The following is a 16,372-nucleotide window of genomic DNA, read 5'->3' as shown; positions in this document are numbered from 1 at the left end:
CAATGACATCGCCAACCCCGACCTACTCGACGCTGCTGTTCGACTTCGACCACACCCTGTTCGACTCCGACGCCTCCGAGGCAGGAGCATTCGCGGCGACACTGGCATCCCACGGCATCGACGACCCGTTGGCCTACTTCGAGGAGTACCGCCGCATCAATCGTGCGCTGTGGCACGGCGTCGAGCAGGGCAGCAGGCGACCCGACGAGGTCGGCGTGCTCCGCTTCGAGCAGTTGGCCACCTCGGTCGGATTCGACGTCGACCCGACGGTCATGGCCGCCACCTACCTTGGCGAGCTCGGGGCGAACGGCGACCTCTTCCCCGACGCCCGCAAGGTGCTCGAACATCTCTGCGAGCGGGCGACGCTCGCCATCGTCACGAACGCAATCAGTTCGGTCCAGCGGGCCCGCCTGGACCGTCTCGACCTCGACGACTACTTCGCAACGATCGTGATCTCCTCGGAGGTGGGAGTGTCGAAGCCCGACCCGGCGATCTTCGACATCGCATTCGATCGACTCGGTCGACCCCACACCGACGCAACGTTGATGATCGGCGACAGCCTTTCTTCCGACATGCGTGGCGGGGCAAACGCTGGGATCGCCACCTGCTGGTACAACCCCTCCGGAGCGCTCCGCTCCAACGATCACGTCACCCACGAGGTGTCGCACCTCACCCAGCTCGCATCGTTCGTTCCCCCGGATCGCTTCGGCTGACTCTGCTACCTTTCCCGCGGCTGGTGCCCCTCACCGGCGGTTTCGATGGAGGTAGGTGACGTGCGCCTGGTCACGGTGTCGGCAAGCTACGGGTCCGGCGGGAGCATCATCTCGCCGATGCTCGCCGAACGGCTCGGCGTGCCGTTCCTCGACCGCCCGGTCGCAGCCAAGACCACGACGGCCATCGACACCGCCGCGCACGACGAGGCGGCGCGGCCCGACGAAGACGTCTCACAGAGCATCTGGAGCCGCATCCTCGAGGCGCTCGCCGCCGTACCCGACGAATACGGCACACATCTCAACGTCCCTCCCGGCGGAAGTGGCAGTGAGCTGCGCCAGGAGGCCGAACGACGGTTGTCCACCTTCGCAGCTGCCAATCAGGGTGGCGTGGTGCTCGGCTACGCAGGCGCCCTCGTGCTCGACGGGGCCTACCGAGTGCGGCTCGATGGGCCGGCCGACCGTCGACTTGCCGGTGGGATGAAGGTCGAACGGCTCGACGAGGCGACCGCACGAGCTCGGCTCGAAAAGACCGATCGTGTCCGCGCCGGCTACTGGAAACGGCTCTACCAGCGAGACATCCGAGACCCTGCGGCCTACGACCTCATGATCGACTCGACCCTCATGGCGCCCGAAGCGGTCGTCGAGGTGATCGCCACCGCCTTCAACGGGTTCCTCGCCGCCCGAGGCTGATGCCACTGGCACCGGCTGGGGCCGCCATACTGCATCGATGTCGTACCAAGAGCCCGAGTTCTTGCCGTGGGACGGCCGACGAGTGCCGGTCACCCTTCTCGGTGGCTATCTGGGCGCGGGCAAGACCACGCTGATCAACGAGCTCCTGCGCCGATCCGACCGCCCGATCGCCGTGCTGGTCAACGACGTCGGCGCGGTCAACGTCGACGCCAAGCTCTTGCGACCTCGCAACCGCAACACCATCGAGTTCACCGATGGCTGCGTCTGCTGCAGCTTGAGCGATGGGCTCGGTCGAGCGTTCGACGAGCTCCGGGCGCAAGAGCAGCCGCCCGACCATGTCGTGCTCGAACTGTCGGGGGTGGCCGAGCCGTCGCGCGTCGTGCCGTGGACCGCGAGCGCCGGGTTCCGCCTCGACGGCGTCGTCGTGCTGGTCGATGCCGAGCAGTTCTGCGAGCTCGAATCGCATGACGTGATCGGCAACACCATGCGGAGCCAGGTCGGCGCTGCTGATCTGCTGGTGTTGACCAAGCTCGATCTGGCATCGGACGTCGAGGCCGAGCACACCCGGCAACGGCTCGAACAGCTTGCGCCGGCGACACCGATCGTCGACGCCGATGCGGACGCCGCGGGAACACTGCTCGCGCTCGGTGCCCGCCATCCCGAGGGCGAGGCGGCGCTGCCTGCCCCGACACTGTTCGACGCCCATCGCACCGAGATCGTCCCTCTCCCCCACCCGATCGAGCGGCCCGCACTCGAGGAGCTGCTGGCCGGTCTTCCCGCCGACACCCTGCGGGCCAAGGGGATCGCCGAGACGACGTCGGGGGAACAGCTCGTCATCCAGGTCGTAGGCCGCCGACGTTCGGTCGTCCCCCTGCTCCCGTCCGAACGTTCCGAGCCGACCGACCTCGTCGTGATCCGCCCGGCCGAACGATGAACCGCCCAGTCGAGGCCGAGCACGATCGATCAGAGCGACACTGCGTGCTTCGATGCGCCTGGTTGCTTCCTCACGACGGGCGCCGTGGCCCTGATCGTTTCGGGATCGTGCCGTGTCGCGTCCTCGCCGGAACCCCGACGCCGAAGTGGAGGCTGATTGGATGACCCGGTATCGCTGAACGACAGCGCCAGGATCTCGTCCGGATCCAGGCGGTAGCGCAGCCGCCAGGTGAAACGGCGATGTCCGAGATCACAGAAGGACCCGACCACGGGTCCGAGGCATTGGAACGACGCCTGCTCGAGCTGCATCGAGCGGACGAAGACCTCCGGCGAAGCGGCCGAGGCACGAGTGTTCCGGCCCTGCCGTGGGACTCGACCGACGAGAGAGTCGAGGAGTGCCCGATGCGATCGAAGCAGGTCAGTCAGCGGGGCGCCCGGTTGCGCGTTCACGACGAGTTGCTCGTGAGGGAGCATGGTCTGATCCGCAGTGACCACGATCCGCCGGTCGTCGAGTTCGGTCAATACGGTGACGGAGCCGCTCACCCGACCGACCGCGACCGTGACCAGTCGGTTGTCGGACTGGAAGATGTCGAACACCATGGCCGGATCGACTGCGTCGCCCTCCCCCGGCACACGGCCGATGACGACCGCCGGGCGGAGTCCGTAACGGTCGAGCGGCTCGGTCACCGGATGTGGGGCGCCGTCGGGACGCACGGCCCGGAATCGCAAGGACTGCTCGGTGTAGCGACCGAGGTAGCGCCGATGCAGCGGGTTGCACTCGATGGCCAGGACCAGCCGCAGCGCAACGGCAATCTGGGCGACGAACAGCGCAGCGACGACGTCGCTCGGCCGAAGCGGCTCGGAGCCGAGACGCCCGCTGGCTGACAGGTCGAACGCTCGCCCGGCAGCAGCGCCGTCGGTCTCGATGCGAAGCCCGCCCCGCACGAGCGCCAGCAGACAGAGCGCGGCAAAGACCGCAGCGAACAGGCGAACGGTTCGCTGATAGATCGAGCGCACGATCGTGCGCCGGAGCCATCGCATCTGACGATCCACACCTCGACTATCGGCCTGACCACCGTCGAGGTGAGGGTTCGCCGGTGCTGGCCCGGCAACCGTGGCCATCCGGGGCACTCCTCATTGTCAGGTCGCAGCTGCCGACGGTCTCACCATGCTCGCTGTCATCTTCGGCGCCCTCGCCGGCCTGTCCTACGGCGCGGCCGACTTCTCCGGCGCCGTGGCCAGCAAGAAGACGAGTGCGACCGTGGTCACCGTCGCGATGCAGGTCGTCAGCCTTCTCGCGCTCTTCGGTGTGCTCGCCATCTTCCCTGAGGATCAGCGGCTGGTGAGCGACCTCGTCTGGGCCGGACTGGGCGGCATCGGCATTGCCGTCGGACTCACCACCTTCTATCAGGCACTGGCGATCGGGCCCATGTCGACCGCCGCGGCGCTCACGGCACTCATCGGCTCGCTCGTGCCGCTGTTGGCAAGTCTTGCGCTCGGCGAACGCCCCGGCCCGATCACGATGGGCGGCATCCTGTTGTCGATTCCGGCGGTGATGCTCGTCTCGGCCGGCGCGGCCGACGGCGGTGCGAGCGGCCGCATGGCGGCGCCCCGCGAACGAGTCCGGCTCGCCAACGAAGCGGGCAAGACCCGGGCGCTGTCGGTGATGGCCGGCCTCGGCTTCGGCGCCTTCTTCGTTGCCCTGTCTCGGACTTCCGAGGACGGTGGTCTGTTTCCGCTGCTCGGTGCCCGCGGTGCCTCCATCGCCGTCTTGTGCCTGATGCTGACCGTGACCCAGACCTGGGAGCCGGTCGACAAGACGGCCTGGAAGCCGGTGATCGTCGCCGGTGTCCTCGACTGTGCCGCCAATGCGCTCTATCTCACGGCGCTGCAGCAAGGCCAGCTGTCGTGGGTCGCTGCTCTGACCTCGCTCTATCCCGTCAGCACCGTGCTCCTGGCCTGGCTTCTCCTCAAGGAGCGCATCACCAAGGTGCAACTCTTGGGCCTTGCCATGGCGGCTGGGGCGCTGAGCCTGGTCGCCTACGGGCAGTAGTTCACGAACCGAGATCGCTCGCCTGGGCCGAACGGCCCTTCTTGGGAGCGGACGGACCGAAGTTCCTCAGGCGAGTTACTTCAGATCCGATACGGGAATCGTGAGGAACCTTTGGAAATTCTGGCTTGTCACGGCGTTGACGCTCACCACCGTCTACTTCGTGGCCCCGCACTCGTCCGAATCGAAGCTGCTGCTCTACAACGGCACGGGCCTGCTCGCTGTGTTGATGACGCTCGTCGGCGTCAAGATCAACAAGCCTGATCCGCGAGCACCGTGGCTGTGGTTCGCCGCCGGTCTGGCCTCGTTCCTCACGGCCGACATCATCTACTACGTCCTCGAGCTGACGATGGAGGAGCCGCCGTTCCCCAGCATCGCCGACTTCTTCTATCTCCTCATGTACCCGCTGGTGATCGTCGGCCTCACCAAGCTCGTCCGGGCCACCTCCCCCGGCCGCGACGGCGCCAGCTTCATCGATGCCGCAGTGGTCGGCATCTCGATGTTCGGTGCGCTGTGGGTCCTGTACGTCGATGACGTCTTCATCACGGGCGACCACTCGACGGCGGCGCTGATCACCCAGCTCGCCTACCCGGTGATGGACGTCGCCCTCCTCGCCGTGGCCGCACGTCTCGTGGTGACCGTGCACCTCAAGCATCCACCGTTCGCCTTCATGGCCATCTCGTTCGTGTCGTTGGCCATTGCCGACATCGGCTACGGGATCGCCAACGCAAATGGCACGTTCCAGACCGGCTCGTACCTCGATGCCATGTGGCTCGGGTTCTATGTGCTCCTCGGCTTGGCTGCGCTCCATCCCGACGCCGGCCTGCCGGCGAAGTCGTTCGATGTCACGTCGACGACTCAGGGCCGCCTCACCGGCGTCCAGCTGGTCTTGATGCTGGTCGCCACCATGGGTGTGCGCGTGATCGACCTCTTCTGGGGCAATGAGCAGGATCGCATCGTCACGATCCTCGCCTCGGCGGCACTGTTCCTGTTGATCCTCGTCCGGGTGTGGAACCTGATGAAGGCGCTCGAACGTGGCCGTGACGACCTTCGCTACGAAGCCACCCACGACTCGCTGACCGGCTTGTGCAACCGAGCGGTGTTTGCCGAACGGACCGACGCGGCGCTCCACAATGCCGACCGCTCGAACCAGATCTCGGTGCTCTTCATCGACCTCGATGACTTCAAGACCATCAACGACAGCCTCGGCCACGAGGCCGGCGACCAGCTGCTGGTCGAGGTCGCTCGTCGCCTGCAGCGCTGCGTTCGTGCCGGTGACACGGTCGCCCGCCTCGGCGGCGACGAGTTCGCCGTCCTGCTGGAGTCCGCGGTCGACCGCAACGACGTGATCGCCGTCGCTCATCGAGCCCTCGAGTCGCTTGCCGAGCCCGTACATCTCGAGATGCGCACGGTGTCTGCTTCGGCGTCGATCGGCATCGCCATGGACCTGGCCGACGACATGGACGTGCAGGACCTCCTGCGCAACGCCGACGTTGCCATGTACCTGTCGAAGTCGCAGGGCAAGGGCCGCTTCGAGTTCTTCGAGAACAAGATGCAGGAAGAGGCGATCGAACGCCTCGACCTCAAGGCCGATCTGCAGAAGGCGGTCGACGAGCAGCAGTTCGTGCTCTTCTTCCAGCCGATCTTCGATCTCAACTCCGGTCGAGTGACCATGGCCGAAGCGCTCATCCGGTGGAAGCACCCCGAGCGCGGGATGGTCATGCCCGATCGCTTCATTCCGCTGGCCGAGGAGAGCGGGCTGATCGTGCCCATCGGCGAGTGGGTGCTGCGCGAGTCCTGCAAGCAGGCCGCCAAATGGCGCAAGATCGCCGGCTGCGAGGACATGAGCATCACGGTCAACCTGTCGATGCGGCAGCTGTACGAAGCGGAGCTGTTCACCACGCTCACGTCCGCCCTGCGTGAGTCCGGCCTCCCGGCTGAGTACCTCGTGCTGGAGATCACCGAGTCGATGCTCGCCGTCGACGCCGAGCGCACGACCGGTCTCCTCGAGCAGCTGAAGACCGTCGGCGTGAAGCTCGCCATCGACGACTTCGGTACCGGCTACTCGTCGTTCAGCTACCTCCGGAGCTTCCCGGTCGACTCGATCAAGATCGACCGCAGCTTCATCAACGAGCTGTATCGCAGCCCAACCTCGACGGCGCTGGTGGAGGCCATCGTCAACCTCTCCAAGGCGCTGGGTGCCTACACCGTCGCCGAGGGCATCGAGCATTCCGAGCAGGCCAGCGTGCTGCGTCGCCTCGGTTGTGATCGGGGCCAGGGCTTCTACTACTGCCGTCCGATGGCGGCGCCGGCCATCACCTCGCTGCTGCGGGAGCACGCCGACGAAGCCGTCGAACCACTCGATGCCTGGCGGCGCTCCTCGGACAAGGTCCAGGATCGGATCTTCGACATCGAGGTGCACCGCGGTCTGCGGGAGATCACACCCCTCACCGATCAGATCAACACACTGCACGAAGAGGTCGGTGCGCCGCTGATGGCTCGCCTGCCGTGGCTGTTGAACTGGGCCGAGGCCTTCGACGCCTGGAAGCCGATCGCCGTTGCCGTGAGGTCGGCCGAATCGGGTCAGCTCGTGGCCTGCGCCATGCTCGCCATGCGGGAGCGGGCCGAAGGCACCGCCATCGTGGCCATGGGTCACGGCAGCTCAATCTGCTCCGTCCTGCCGGCCCTCGGTCCGGAAGCGGCCGACGCGTTGGCGCATGGCATTGCCGACTTCCTCAGTGAGGTCGAGGGCACCTGGTCGCTCGACCTGGAGCAGGTCAATGACCTCGACCCGGTCATGCTCAAGCTGTCGGATCTCCTCGAGAACGCTCAGGTGCTGCCGGAGCTGAGGATTCCTCGAGTCGCCTTCGCCGCCGAGCATCGGGCCGACAACATCTTGTCGAAGAGCATGCGCAAGCAGCTCCGCCGCTCGACCAACAAGATCCACGCCGACGAGCTCGAGATGACGATCGGCTTCGACCGTGGTCGAGCGATCACCGCCGAGCTGATCGACGAGGTCGAGGCCGTCCACATCTCCCGGGACCGGGCCGCTCGTCGCCAGAGCGATCTGGATCGACCGAGCGAGCGGGACTTCTGGCGTCGTGTCGTCGAAGGCGGCGTCGACGCCCAATGGGAAGTCGAGATCGCCACGCTGCGGCTCAATGGTGAGCTGGCGGCGTACGTGGTCGCACTGCTCGATGGGGACGTCTACCGGGTGTACGACGGCCGAATGAACACCGATTGGCAGGACTACTCACCGGGTCGACTCGTCGAGTCGGCAGCACTCAACCGAGCGTTGGCCGATGCTCGGTTCAAGACCCTGGACTGGATGAACGGGGTCGCCGCCGAGAAGCTGCTCATGACGAACGTCGCCGAGAATCGGGCCCGCATCGTGGCCACCTCGGGCAGCCGGTTCACCAGTGTGCCGAAGCGCCGGGCATCCGAACTCGAAGAGGTCGGCGCGTAACGGCGCTCGAAGAGGTCGGGGCGTAACGGCGCTCGAAGAGGTCGGGCCTGAGGGTGCGACCGTGACAACAGAACGAGGGCGTGAGATGGGCCGGTGTCGAGCGATCGACGTCGGCCCGTTTCGCGGTCGACGACATCGAGGATGGGTGTGAGGCCCAGCTGTGCCGCATGGCCGGCGGCGTGATCGAGGAGGCCACGAGCGATACCCGAGCGTCGCTGCTCGGGATCGACGAGAAGACGGGCCACCACGGCGATCTGCGGCGGTGACAACGCGAGTTCGGTGCCGGCCAGTGCCATGACCGCATCCGAGGACGAACGGTGGAGCGCGACCTGCGCCGCAACGCGATCGTCAACGCGCGCCACCCACGCACCAATCGCGTCGCCCGATGCCAGGAAGCCCTCGAGGTCATCGCCGGGGAGATAGGGCGGGTAGCCGTCGGCGGCGTGCACACGCCGGGCGATCGGCAGGAGCGCATCGAGGTCAGATGGCCGTCGCTCGTCGATCTGCACCGGGTCAGGATGGCAGGTGCTCCGCGTCGAGGCGAGACACTTTGACATGCAATTGATTGACGGCCAATGGATGGACGTGCAATTGATTCAAATAGCCGGCGACATCGCTGAAACCGATTGTTGTGACATCGTTGACAATTGGTCACGTTTTCCCATGTCAGCGAGATTCGAGCTCGGTGAAATCATCGCGATCAACCATCGTTACTTCTCGGTAGGCGACTTCGCCTTTTGACCAATCACGATTGTTATGGCACCTTGTGCGACACCGCGAACGACAACGTTCGCGCCCCGAGCCGCTGGACTCCCCAGCTGTCGTGACTCGCAACGGAGCGTGCCGATGACATCAACCCCTGTTCGACCAGCACCGGGCCGCGAGGCCCTGGGCCTCCGCCAACTCGATCACGTGGTGGTCCTGGGCGCCAACGGCACCATGGGCTTCGGGAGCGCAGCGCTCTTCACCCAGGCCGTGCCTCGGGTCACCTTCTTGGCCCGCAGCAAGGAGAAGGCACAAGAGGGTCTCGACGCGGCGATCAACCAGGTGCGCTCCAACACCGTGGCGCTGCGAGCCGACACCGGCTCCTATGACGATGATCTCGAAGCCGCGCTCGCCACCGCCGACCTGATCTTCGAGGCGGTGGCCGAGGAGATGTCGCTGAAGAAGGCCATCTTCGATCGCATCGAAGCCCATCGCCGCCCGGATTCGATGATCGCGACCGTCAGCTCGGGGCTGTCGATCAATGCGCTCGCCGAGGGGCGTTCCGACAGCTTCCGCCGCAACTTCTGCGGTCTGCACTTCTTCAACCCACCGAACGTCATCACTGGCACCGAGCTCATCGCCAACGCCGACACCGATCCCGAGGTGCTCGACTTCCTCGAGGCGTTCGGTCGGATCAGGCTCGGCCGGGAGATGGTCCGCACGTTCGACACCCCGGCCTTCGCCGGGAACCGGGTCGGCTTCAAGGTGATGAACGAGTGCGCCCAGTTGGCCGAGGGCATGAGCCCGCTCGTCGTCGACGCCATCGTCGGGCCCTACACCGGACGGGCGCTCACCCCGCTGGCCACCATCGATCTCGTCGGGTGGGACGTCCACCAGGCCATCGTCGACAACGTCTACGCCAACACGAGCGACGAGGCCCACGAGACCAACAAGCTCCCCGACTACATGGCCTCGCTGATCGGCCAGGGGGTGCTCGGCAACAAGACCGGCGGCGGATTCTTCAAACGCAAGGAAGGGCTCGTGCTCGATCCGGCGACCGGCGAGTACGTAGCCAACGATACGATCGACATGCCCGACCTGTCCTACGTCGCCGAGATCGCCGACCTGTATCGGCAAGCCCGCTACGTGGAGGGGCTGCAGGCCCTCGTCGACGCCAAGGGCGACGCCGCCAAGCTCGCTCGCAAGGTCATGGCCGGCTACATCAGCTACTCGTTCGAGCGGGTCGGCGAGGTGTGTGAGACCATCACCGACATCGATCGCATCATGGGCATGGGCTTCAACTGGGCGCCGCCCTCGGTCCTGGTCGACTATCTCGGTATCGACAATACGGTCAAGATGTTGTCCGAGGCCGGGGTCGTCGTGCCTCGAGCCATCGCCGACGCCTCCCCCGGCACCACCTTCTTCCACCACCCACAGACCAACCGCGGCCGCTTCTTCGTCGCCAGCTGAGAGGACCACACCATGACCACCCCTGATGTTTACGTCCTCGGCGGCTACCAGACCGACTTCGGCCGCAACTGGACCAAGGAGAACAAGCACTTCTCCGCCCTGATGAACGAGAGCGTGCAGGGCGCGCTCGATGCCACCGGAGTCAATCCCGAAGACATCGAGAGCGCCCACGTCGGCAACTTCGCCGCCGAGCTCTACTGCATGCAGGGCCACCTCGGCGCCTTCTTCACGGAGGCTCACCCGTCGTTCAGTGGGCTGCCCACGGGGCGCCACGAGGCGGCGTGCGCGTCGGGCTCCATTGCGCTGCTGGCCGCATCGGCCGAGATCGAGGCCGGGCGCTACGACCTGCAGGCGGTCGTCGGCATCGAGCAGATGAAGAGCGTGAACTCCTCGCTCGGTGGCACCTACCTCGGGACGGCGGCGTGGTACGAGAAGGAGGCCGAGGGCATCGACTTCCCGTTCCCCAAGCTGTTCGGCAAGCTGGGCGACGAGTACGACGCCCGCTACGGCCTGGCCGACGAGCACCTGGCCGAGATCTCCAAGATCAACTACGACAACGCCAAGCTCAACCCGAACGCCCAGACCCGCACCTGGTACATGAACAAGGAGCATGCGCTGGCGCGAGACGACATGAACGCCGAAGTCGGTGGTCGCATCCGCTTGGCGGACTGTTCACAGGTCACCGACGGCGCGGTCACCGTGTTCCTCGCGTCGAAGCGCTACGCCGAGCTCTACGCCCAGCAGCGCGGCATTCCGCTGTCGTCGATCCCCCGTATCAAGGGCTGGGGCCACAACACCGCACGCCTCAAGTTCGAGGACAAGATGCGCGAGAGCCGCGAGGCGGAGTACGTCCTCCCCCACGTGCGGTCCACCATCACCAAGGCGATGGAACGGGCCGGCATTGCCGACGTCTCGGGCATCGACGCCATCGAGACCCATGACTGCTTCACCACGTCGGAGTACATGGCCATCGACCACTTCGGTATCACCGCCCCCGGCGAGAGCTGGAAGGCGATCGAAGAGGGTCGCATCGCGCTCGACGGCGACATTCCGATCAATCCCTCCGGCGGTCTCATCGGTGCCGGTCACCCAGTCGGCGCCACGGGCGTCCGTCAGCTGCTGGACGCGCACAAGCAGGTCACGAATGCGGCCGGCGACTATCAGGTCGAGGGCGCCAAGAACGTCCAGACCCTCAACATCGGAGGCTCCGGCACCACCAGCGTGAGCTTCGTCGTCGGCGTCGACTGACCCTGCTTCCAGCGCTCCTGTCCGAACTCGAGAGCCAGAGCGACAACCCCCATCGAACCTGAGAGCCCTAGCGACACTTCTGTCGCTGGGGCTCTCGAGTTCGGGTGGGGGTGTCGCTGGGCGTCTCAGGTTCGGTCAGGCCTCGGTGTTCGGCTGGACGAGGGCGTTGAGGGCACCCTGGGCGTGCAGGTCGGCGATGAAGGACCGCTCGTAGACCCGCTCGGGTTCGGCCCGGACCATGGCGTCGACGATGTGCGCGTCGTCGCCGACCAGGATCCGCCACTGGTTGTTGCGGACACCCTCGAGGATCACGTGCCCGGCCTCATCGGCGGTCGTCGGAGCGAAGGCCCGGAACATGTTGGAGCCTTCGACCACCTCGGGCTCGGCCTCCATCCCGTGCACCGTCGCCGAGTTTGCGACGATCCCCGTACCGATGTGGCCGGGCATGACTACCGAGGCCGACACATGCGGAGCGTTGACTCGGAGATCGGTGATGAGCGCCTCGGTGAAGCCACGCACGGCGAACTTTGCCGCCGCATACGCGGTATGCGGACGGTCCGGCCCGATCGACGCCCAGAGGCCGTTGATGCTGGAGGTGTTGATGAGATGGCCCTCTTCGGCGGCGATGAGGAGCGGCAGGAAGACCCGAGTGCCGAGGTAGACGCCACCCCAGCAGACGTTGAACGTGCGCTCCCAGCTGGCCCGCTCGTCGGTCACCATGCTTCCGGCGCCGCCGATCCCGGCGTTGTTGAACACCAGGTGCACGTGGTCGGTGTCGTGTTCAGCCATGACGGCATCACGGAACGCCTCGAGCTGGGCCTCGTCGGAGACGTCGCAGCGATGAGTGGTGACCCGAGTGCCTTCGGGTGCGACGGCCAGGGCGGCCGCCTGGCTGGTCGCGAGGTTGGCTTCGTTCACGTCGCACATGGCGACGTGACAGCCTTCCGAGGCGAGCGCGACGACGAGGGAGCGGCCCATGCCGTCTCCCCCGCCGGTCACGATGGCGATCTTGTTGGCAAAGGAGTCCATGAGCGGCGATTCCAGCAGCTGGTCTCCCGCCCGTCCAAACGCCGATCGTTCGAATGTCGCCCCCGGATCGATGGCGTCAGCGTTGCGGCGTGCCCAGGAGGGTCACGGCGAGGACCGAGTCATCGGCTCCTCGCTTGGCCCCGCCGAACACCACGCCGATCCGGTCGGCGTCGACGAAGGCCCACGACGGGTAGCCGTTACCGATGTCGCCCGCCTCGGCGTCATCGGTCGACCAGGTCGAGCCATCGCCACTCGTGGCGATCGTCCACTCCATCGGTCGGTCTCCATTGCCAGTGTCGGTGCCAAGGACGACCACGATGCCGAGATCACCCGCCGCTGCCGTGGCGATGTAACTCGTGTTCCCGAGACCGGGAGCGAGATCGTTCGTGGTCAACTCCCGCCACGTGGACCCGCCATCCGACGACAGTGCAATCGAATCGGTCATCGACTCGCCGCGGTACATCCGTGCGACGAGCGTCCCGTTCGTCGTCCCGATGATGTCGAGCGAATCGGCCGAATCGATGGCGATCGGGCTCCAGTCGGTGCCGTTCGCCGAGCGGAAGTACGAGGCCTGGCCGGTCTGAGAGTGGTCGGCGGCCACGAAGACACCGCCGGCGAACCACACCTGTGCACCGGGAATCGTGGCGGGCGACCAGGTGACGCCATCGGTCGAGATGGCTGCTGCGGACTCGATGAGGTCGCCCTCAATCCCGAGCTCGCCGAAGCTCGCCTCGGCCACGATCGTCGGTTGCATGCAGGGCTCGGGCGTCGTCTCGGCCATCGTGTCGCCGTCGGACGGTGCCATCGTGGTGGGCGGGGTCGCCTGCTGCGACGCCCATGCCGCCTCGCATTCGGTGTAGTCCCGCAGCACCACCTTCCGGCCCCCGCTGCCGTCGTCGAGGATCTCGGAGTACACGCTGTCACCGGCGTGGCCCAGGAACGCCGCCAGCTGCTGGTCGTCGAACCATCGGTAGCGAACGGCGGTAGCGATGAGCTGATCGTCGCCCACAGCAAGCGTCAGCGACGGAGTTCCCTCGGGGAAGAGGAGGCCGTTGGGATCGGTGACCGTGCCGAAGTCGAGCGGCACGTCGACGCCGCTCCACGCTGCGCCGCTGTCGTCGGAGCGAAGCACACGGTTCACGATCTCGCCGTTGGTATCGGTCGAGGTCGACACCGAGTACATGACGCCGTCTCGGGTGTAGAGCCCGCCCAGGCGTGGTCCGTCCTGGTCGATCACGTCCCAGTGCTCACCGTCGGTCGTTCGATAGATCGCCTGCGGCACCGGTGTGTAGCCATCACCGGAGGCATCGGAGAAGCGGGTACCGGGCGCCGTAGAGAGTGCGTACCGGAATCCGTCGGCGCCGACGAAGCTGGCGATGGGCCAGTCGACGTCGGCGTCGGCAGTCCGCCACTCGAGCGAGAGCGAACCAACCGTTGCAGCGTCGGACGTGGTGCCATCGCCAGACGCCGCAACGACCGCGGTCTGTGCGGGAGCACGAAGAGTGAGGGCGCCCAGGGTCAACCCTCCGATCGCAACGACACCAGCCGCCACGGTGGCGGTGGTGCGACGCTGTTGGCGCTGGCGGGCTCGGGCGATGGCGTGGGCGGGGTCGCCGGTAACCGGAAGGTCGGCCGCCGACTCGTGCAGTTCGGCGCTGAGCCGGTCCTGGAGGTCGTGGTGGTCGTTCGTGAGGGAGGTCATGACAGTTCCTGCGTGTGGTGGAGTTTGGTTTCGAGCAAGGCGAGCGCCCGGTGGAGGCGGCTCTTGACGGTGCCGGGTCGGATGTCGAGCGCTTCGGCGGTCTGGTCGACCGACCAGTCGGCGAGCAGGCGACACACCACGACGGCACGAAGATCGACATCGAGCGAACGGAGGGCCTCGGCAACGAGCGGATCGCGAACCTCGGGCGGAGCGACCTCGCCACGGCCGATGATCGGGAGCTGGCGGGCCAGCCGGCGATGGATCGACCGAGCCCAGTTGAGGCCGACGCGGTAGGTCCAGCCCGCCGGGTTGGCGTACTCGCACACCGTCGACCAGTTGGCGTAGGTCCGCGCCATTGCCTCGTCGGTGGCGTCGCGGCCCAGCTCGACGTCGCCGAGGGTGTAGCTGAGCGCCCGCACGATGTCGCCGTAGTGCCGCCGGTAGTAGTCCTCGAAGGATCCCCCGATCGGTACCGCCCGGTCGGCGATCACGATCGGGTGTTCGCCCGTGTCGGCGGCTTCGGCTCTGGTTGCTGTTGCTGGCACGTACACCAGACGTCCGAGGCCCGCATTCGGTTCACGATTTCTCGATCGACTCGGCCAATGCTCTGAGCTCGGGATCCTCGGGAGCGAGATCGAGGGCCCGTCCTACCTGTTCACGGGCATCGTCCGACCGCCCCGCAAGCCGCAGCGCCTCGGCGTGAGCGCCGAGGAGCTGCGGCGAGTTCGGGGCGTCAGCGGCCGCTCGTTCGGCGGCGTCCACGGCGGCCGCCAGGTCGGAACCCAGACCGGAGCGACGCGCCCGCTCCACCAGTGCGAACACGTACTCGGTGCGTAGCGCCGGGTCGCCCGGATGATCGACGAGCCCGGCCTCGAGGATCGACAGTGCCTCGTCGAGGTCGCGCAGCGTCGGACCGTTGAGGTGCACCAAGGCGACCGCGTAGACGAGGCGAACCGACTGGGGTCGAAGCGCGAGCGCTCGATCGGCGGCCTGCTCTGCTGCGGCCTGATTGAACGTCGCCGATCCGGCGAGGCGGTGTTCGGCCACGGCCGCCGTTGCGTTCCACCACGACGAAGCCGCCATGGCGACAACGCCGACGGCCGCTACGACGGTGGGCAGATGCGAGCGGGCGGGGTGATCGCGCAAGGCCATCCGGTGGTGGTGCTCGGTGGCGTTCCCAACGAGTGCCCCGGCGAACAGCCAGATCATCGGATCGAGTTCGGCGAGCGGAAACAGCACCAACTGCTGGGCGAGGCCGGCTACCACGGCGGCCGCAAGCCCGATCGTCGTCGGCGAGGCCTCGTGCTCACGCACCCGACGCAGGGCGGAGTGCCCGACGAGCACCCACAATGCGCCAAGCAGCGCTGCAGCGAGAATTCCCGATGACAACGCGATGTCGATGAACGCGTTGTGCGCCCGGTCGGTGATCACCGACGACCCGTAGGCTCGGACGTAGTCGGCGTCGACCAGGCGTGGGAACTGGTCTCGATATCCCTCCGGGCCGAACCCGAGGAGCGGGCTCGCCCGCACCCCGCGGAGGCCCACCGTCCACTCATCGATCCGTCCGCCGAACGAGTCCCAGCCTCGTCGCATCGAGACGACGGCAGCGGTGCAAGCGACCGCGCCAACGGCCGCCACCCCCGTCCACCGTTGGCCGCGTGCGACGAGCACCACCATGACGCCGACCCCGAGACCGAGCACCGGTCCACGAGCCGCCGTGGCGACGAGGGTGAGCACACCGGCGGTGGCGATCGCCGCCGTCGCCACTCGACGCAGCCCACTCAATGAACGGTCGAACGCCGGCGCCGCAGCCAGCGGGAGCAGCACCACGAGCGCAACCGCGAGGTAGGTCGACTGGGCGAACGGCGCTCCGACCCGTCCGCCGGTCCACGCCGTGTTGCCCGGGTCGAACCCCAACAACTCGAGTCCGGCAAGACTCGCCAACAGCCCGACCGCAAGAGTGGCCGCAGCGGCGAGGAGATGCTCGGAACGAGGGGGTAGCGATGCTCCGACGCCGAAGGCGATTGCGAAGCCCATCCAGGTCAGGAGCCCGAGGTTCCGCTCGGGTGTGCCGAACACACCATGCCAGCGGTCGGCGCCGGTCAATGCCGACGCAGCGATGACGGCCAGGAGCGCCAACCAGACCCGGCCCATGACTCGCAGCGCCCGGCTCGGCGACATCGACGACCGACCGACCACGACCGCGCCGATACCCAGGACGACGGCGAGCGCGGCGAAGCGTGCCGGCCCGGAGGGTGCGAGCCCGCCCGGGTCGACGACGAAGATGCAGCCGATGAGCAACACCGCCACCGCTCGAGCTGCCACTCCGCTCCTCGTCATCGCCACAGCATGCCCGCTCGATCCAC

Annotated in this window: 15 protein-coding genes; 10 read left to right on the top strand and 5 right to left on the bottom strand. The window is 66.9% G+C overall.

The window, feature by feature from the left end:
• The first annotated feature begins 2 nt into the window (after positions 1-2).
• The 3 genes from R2733_18115 to R2733_18105 are packed head-to-tail and all read left to right on the top strand — an operon-like array spanning position 3 to position 2,337.
• On the top strand, positions 3-713 hold the full coding sequence (locus tag R2733_18115; protein MEZ5378424.1) for a YjjG family noncanonical pyrimidine nucleotidase: 711 nt from the start codon (positions 3-5) through the stop codon (positions 711-713).
• 60 nt (positions 714-773) lie between these two features.
• On the top strand, positions 774-1,403 hold the full coding sequence (locus tag R2733_18110; GenBank protein MEZ5378423.1) for a cytidylate kinase-like family protein: 630 nt from the start codon (positions 774-776) through the stop codon (positions 1,401-1,403).
• Between the two features lie 37 nt (positions 1,404-1,440).
• Positions 1,441-2,337: a GTP-binding protein gene (locus R2733_18105; protein ID MEZ5378422.1), complete on the top strand. Its 897-nt coding sequence runs from the start codon at positions 1,441-1,443 to the stop codon at positions 2,335-2,337.
• Positions 2,338-2,366: 29 nt separating this feature from the next.
• Here the strand turns inward: R2733_18105 and R2733_18100 are convergent, their stop codons facing one another.
• Positions 2,367-3,377, bottom strand: coding sequence for a hypothetical protein (locus tag R2733_18100; protein ID MEZ5378421.1), 1,011 nt, complete (start codon positions 3,375-3,377; stop codon positions 2,367-2,369).
• Between the two features lie 127 nt (positions 3,378-3,504).
• On the opposite strand from R2733_18100, the gene R2733_18095 reads away from it, so the two are divergent.
• From R2733_18095 to R2733_18065, 7 genes are all read left to right on the top strand, one after another.
• Positions 3,505-4,389, top strand: coding sequence for a DMT family transporter (locus R2733_18095; GenBank protein MEZ5378420.1), 885 nt, complete (start codon positions 3,505-3,507; stop codon positions 4,387-4,389).
• A 100-nt stretch (positions 4,390-4,489) separates the two neighbouring features.
• On the top strand, positions 4,490-7,852 hold the full coding sequence (locus tag R2733_18090) for a GNAT family N-acetyltransferase (GenBank protein MEZ5378419.1): 3,363 nt from the start codon (positions 4,490-4,492) through the stop codon (positions 7,850-7,852).
• 80 nt (positions 7,853-7,932) lie between these two features.
• Positions 7,933-8,118 (top strand): hypothetical protein, encoded by a 186-nt coding sequence (locus tag R2733_18085; GenBank protein ID MEZ5378418.1) that lies wholly within the window; start codon positions 7,933-7,935, stop codon positions 8,116-8,118.
• Between the two features lie 51 nt (positions 8,119-8,169).
• Complete coding sequence (locus tag R2733_18080; protein MEZ5378417.1) at positions 8,170-8,406, top strand: hypothetical protein; 237 nt, start codon at positions 8,170-8,172, stop codon at positions 8,404-8,406.
• 1 nt (position 8,407) lies between these two features.
• Entirely contained in the window at positions 8,408-8,593 is a 186-nt protein-coding gene (locus tag R2733_18075; GenBank protein ID MEZ5378416.1) for a hypothetical protein, read from the top strand.
• A 105-nt stretch (positions 8,594-8,698) separates the two neighbouring features.
• Positions 8,699-10,027, top strand: a complete 1,329-nt coding sequence (locus R2733_18070) for a 3-hydroxyacyl-CoA dehydrogenase family protein (GenBank protein MEZ5378415.1) — start codon at positions 8,699-8,701, stop codon at positions 10,025-10,027.
• A gap of 12 nt (positions 10,028-10,039) precedes the next feature.
• Positions 10,040-11,275 carry an acetyl-CoA acetyltransferase gene (locus tag R2733_18065; GenBank protein ID MEZ5378414.1) on the top strand — a complete coding sequence of 412 codons (1,236 nt, stop codon included), beginning with the start codon at positions 10,040-10,042 and terminating at the stop codon, positions 11,273-11,275.
• Between the two features lie 135 nt (positions 11,276-11,410).
• On the opposite strand, the gene R2733_18060 is transcribed toward R2733_18065, so the two are convergent.
• From R2733_18060 to R2733_18045, 4 genes are all read right to left on the bottom strand, one after another.
• Positions 11,411-12,304: an SDR family oxidoreductase gene (locus tag R2733_18060; protein ID MEZ5378413.1), complete on the bottom strand. Its 894-nt coding sequence runs from the start codon at positions 12,302-12,304 to the stop codon at positions 11,411-11,413.
• Positions 12,305-12,380: 76 nt separating this feature from the next.
• A complete protein-coding gene (locus R2733_18055; protein MEZ5378412.1) occupies positions 12,381-14,006 on the bottom strand; it encodes a sialidase family protein in 1,626 nt (541 codons plus the stop codon).
• Positions 14,003-14,551, bottom strand: coding sequence for a sigma factor-like helix-turn-helix DNA-binding protein (locus tag R2733_18050; GenBank protein MEZ5378411.1), 549 nt, complete (start codon positions 14,549-14,551; stop codon positions 14,003-14,005). Before R2733_18050 ends, R2733_18055 begins: the two co-directional genes overlap by 4 nt.
• A 31-nt stretch (positions 14,552-14,582) precedes the next feature.
• Positions 14,583-16,346, bottom strand: a complete 1,764-nt coding sequence (locus R2733_18045) for an O-antigen ligase family protein (protein ID MEZ5378410.1) — start codon at positions 16,344-16,346, stop codon at positions 14,583-14,585.
• Positions 16,347-16,372: the final 26 nt, after the last annotated feature.

The organism is Acidimicrobiales bacterium, assembly GCA_041394265.1.
Lineage (GTDB): Bacteria > Actinomycetota > Acidimicrobiia > Acidimicrobiales > SZUA-35 > JBBQUN01.
Note: the sequence above shows the minus strand (reverse complement) of the source record. Positions and strands in the feature narration are given on the sequence as shown.

Excerpts from the sequence above, each read along its gene's own strand:
- R2733_18115 (MEZ5378424.1), top strand. The coding sequence starts at position 3 with ATGACATCGCCAACCCCGACCTACTCGACGCTGCTGTTCGACTTCGAC.
- R2733_18105 (MEZ5378422.1), top strand. The coding sequence starts at position 1,441 with ATGTCGTACCAAGAGCCCGAGTTCTTGCCGTGGGACGGCCGACGAGTG.
- R2733_18100 (MEZ5378421.1), bottom strand. The coding sequence starts at position 3,377 with ATGCGATGGCTCCGGCGCACGATCGTGCGCTCGATCTATCAGCGAACC.
- R2733_18095 (MEZ5378420.1), top strand. The coding sequence starts at position 3,505 with ATGCTCGCTGTCATCTTCGGCGCCCTCGCCGGCCTGTCCTACGGCGCG.
- R2733_18075 (MEZ5378416.1), top strand. The coding sequence starts at position 8,408 with ATGCAATTGATTGACGGCCAATGGATGGACGTGCAATTGATTCAAATA.
- R2733_18070 (MEZ5378415.1), top strand. The coding sequence starts at position 8,699 with ATGACATCAACCCCTGTTCGACCAGCACCGGGCCGCGAGGCCCTGGGC.
- R2733_18065 (MEZ5378414.1), top strand. The coding sequence starts at position 10,040 with ATGACCACCCCTGATGTTTACGTCCTCGGCGGCTACCAGACCGACTTC.
- R2733_18060 (MEZ5378413.1), bottom strand. The coding sequence starts at position 12,304 with ATGGACTCCTTTGCCAACAAGATCGCCATCGTGACCGGCGGGGGAGAC.
- R2733_18055 (MEZ5378412.1), bottom strand. The coding sequence starts at position 14,006 with ATGACCTCCCTCACGAACGACCACCACGACCTCCAGGACCGGCTCAGC.
- R2733_18045 (MEZ5378410.1), bottom strand. The coding sequence starts at position 16,346 with ATGACGAGGAGCGGAGTGGCAGCTCGAGCGGTGGCGGTGTTGCTCATC.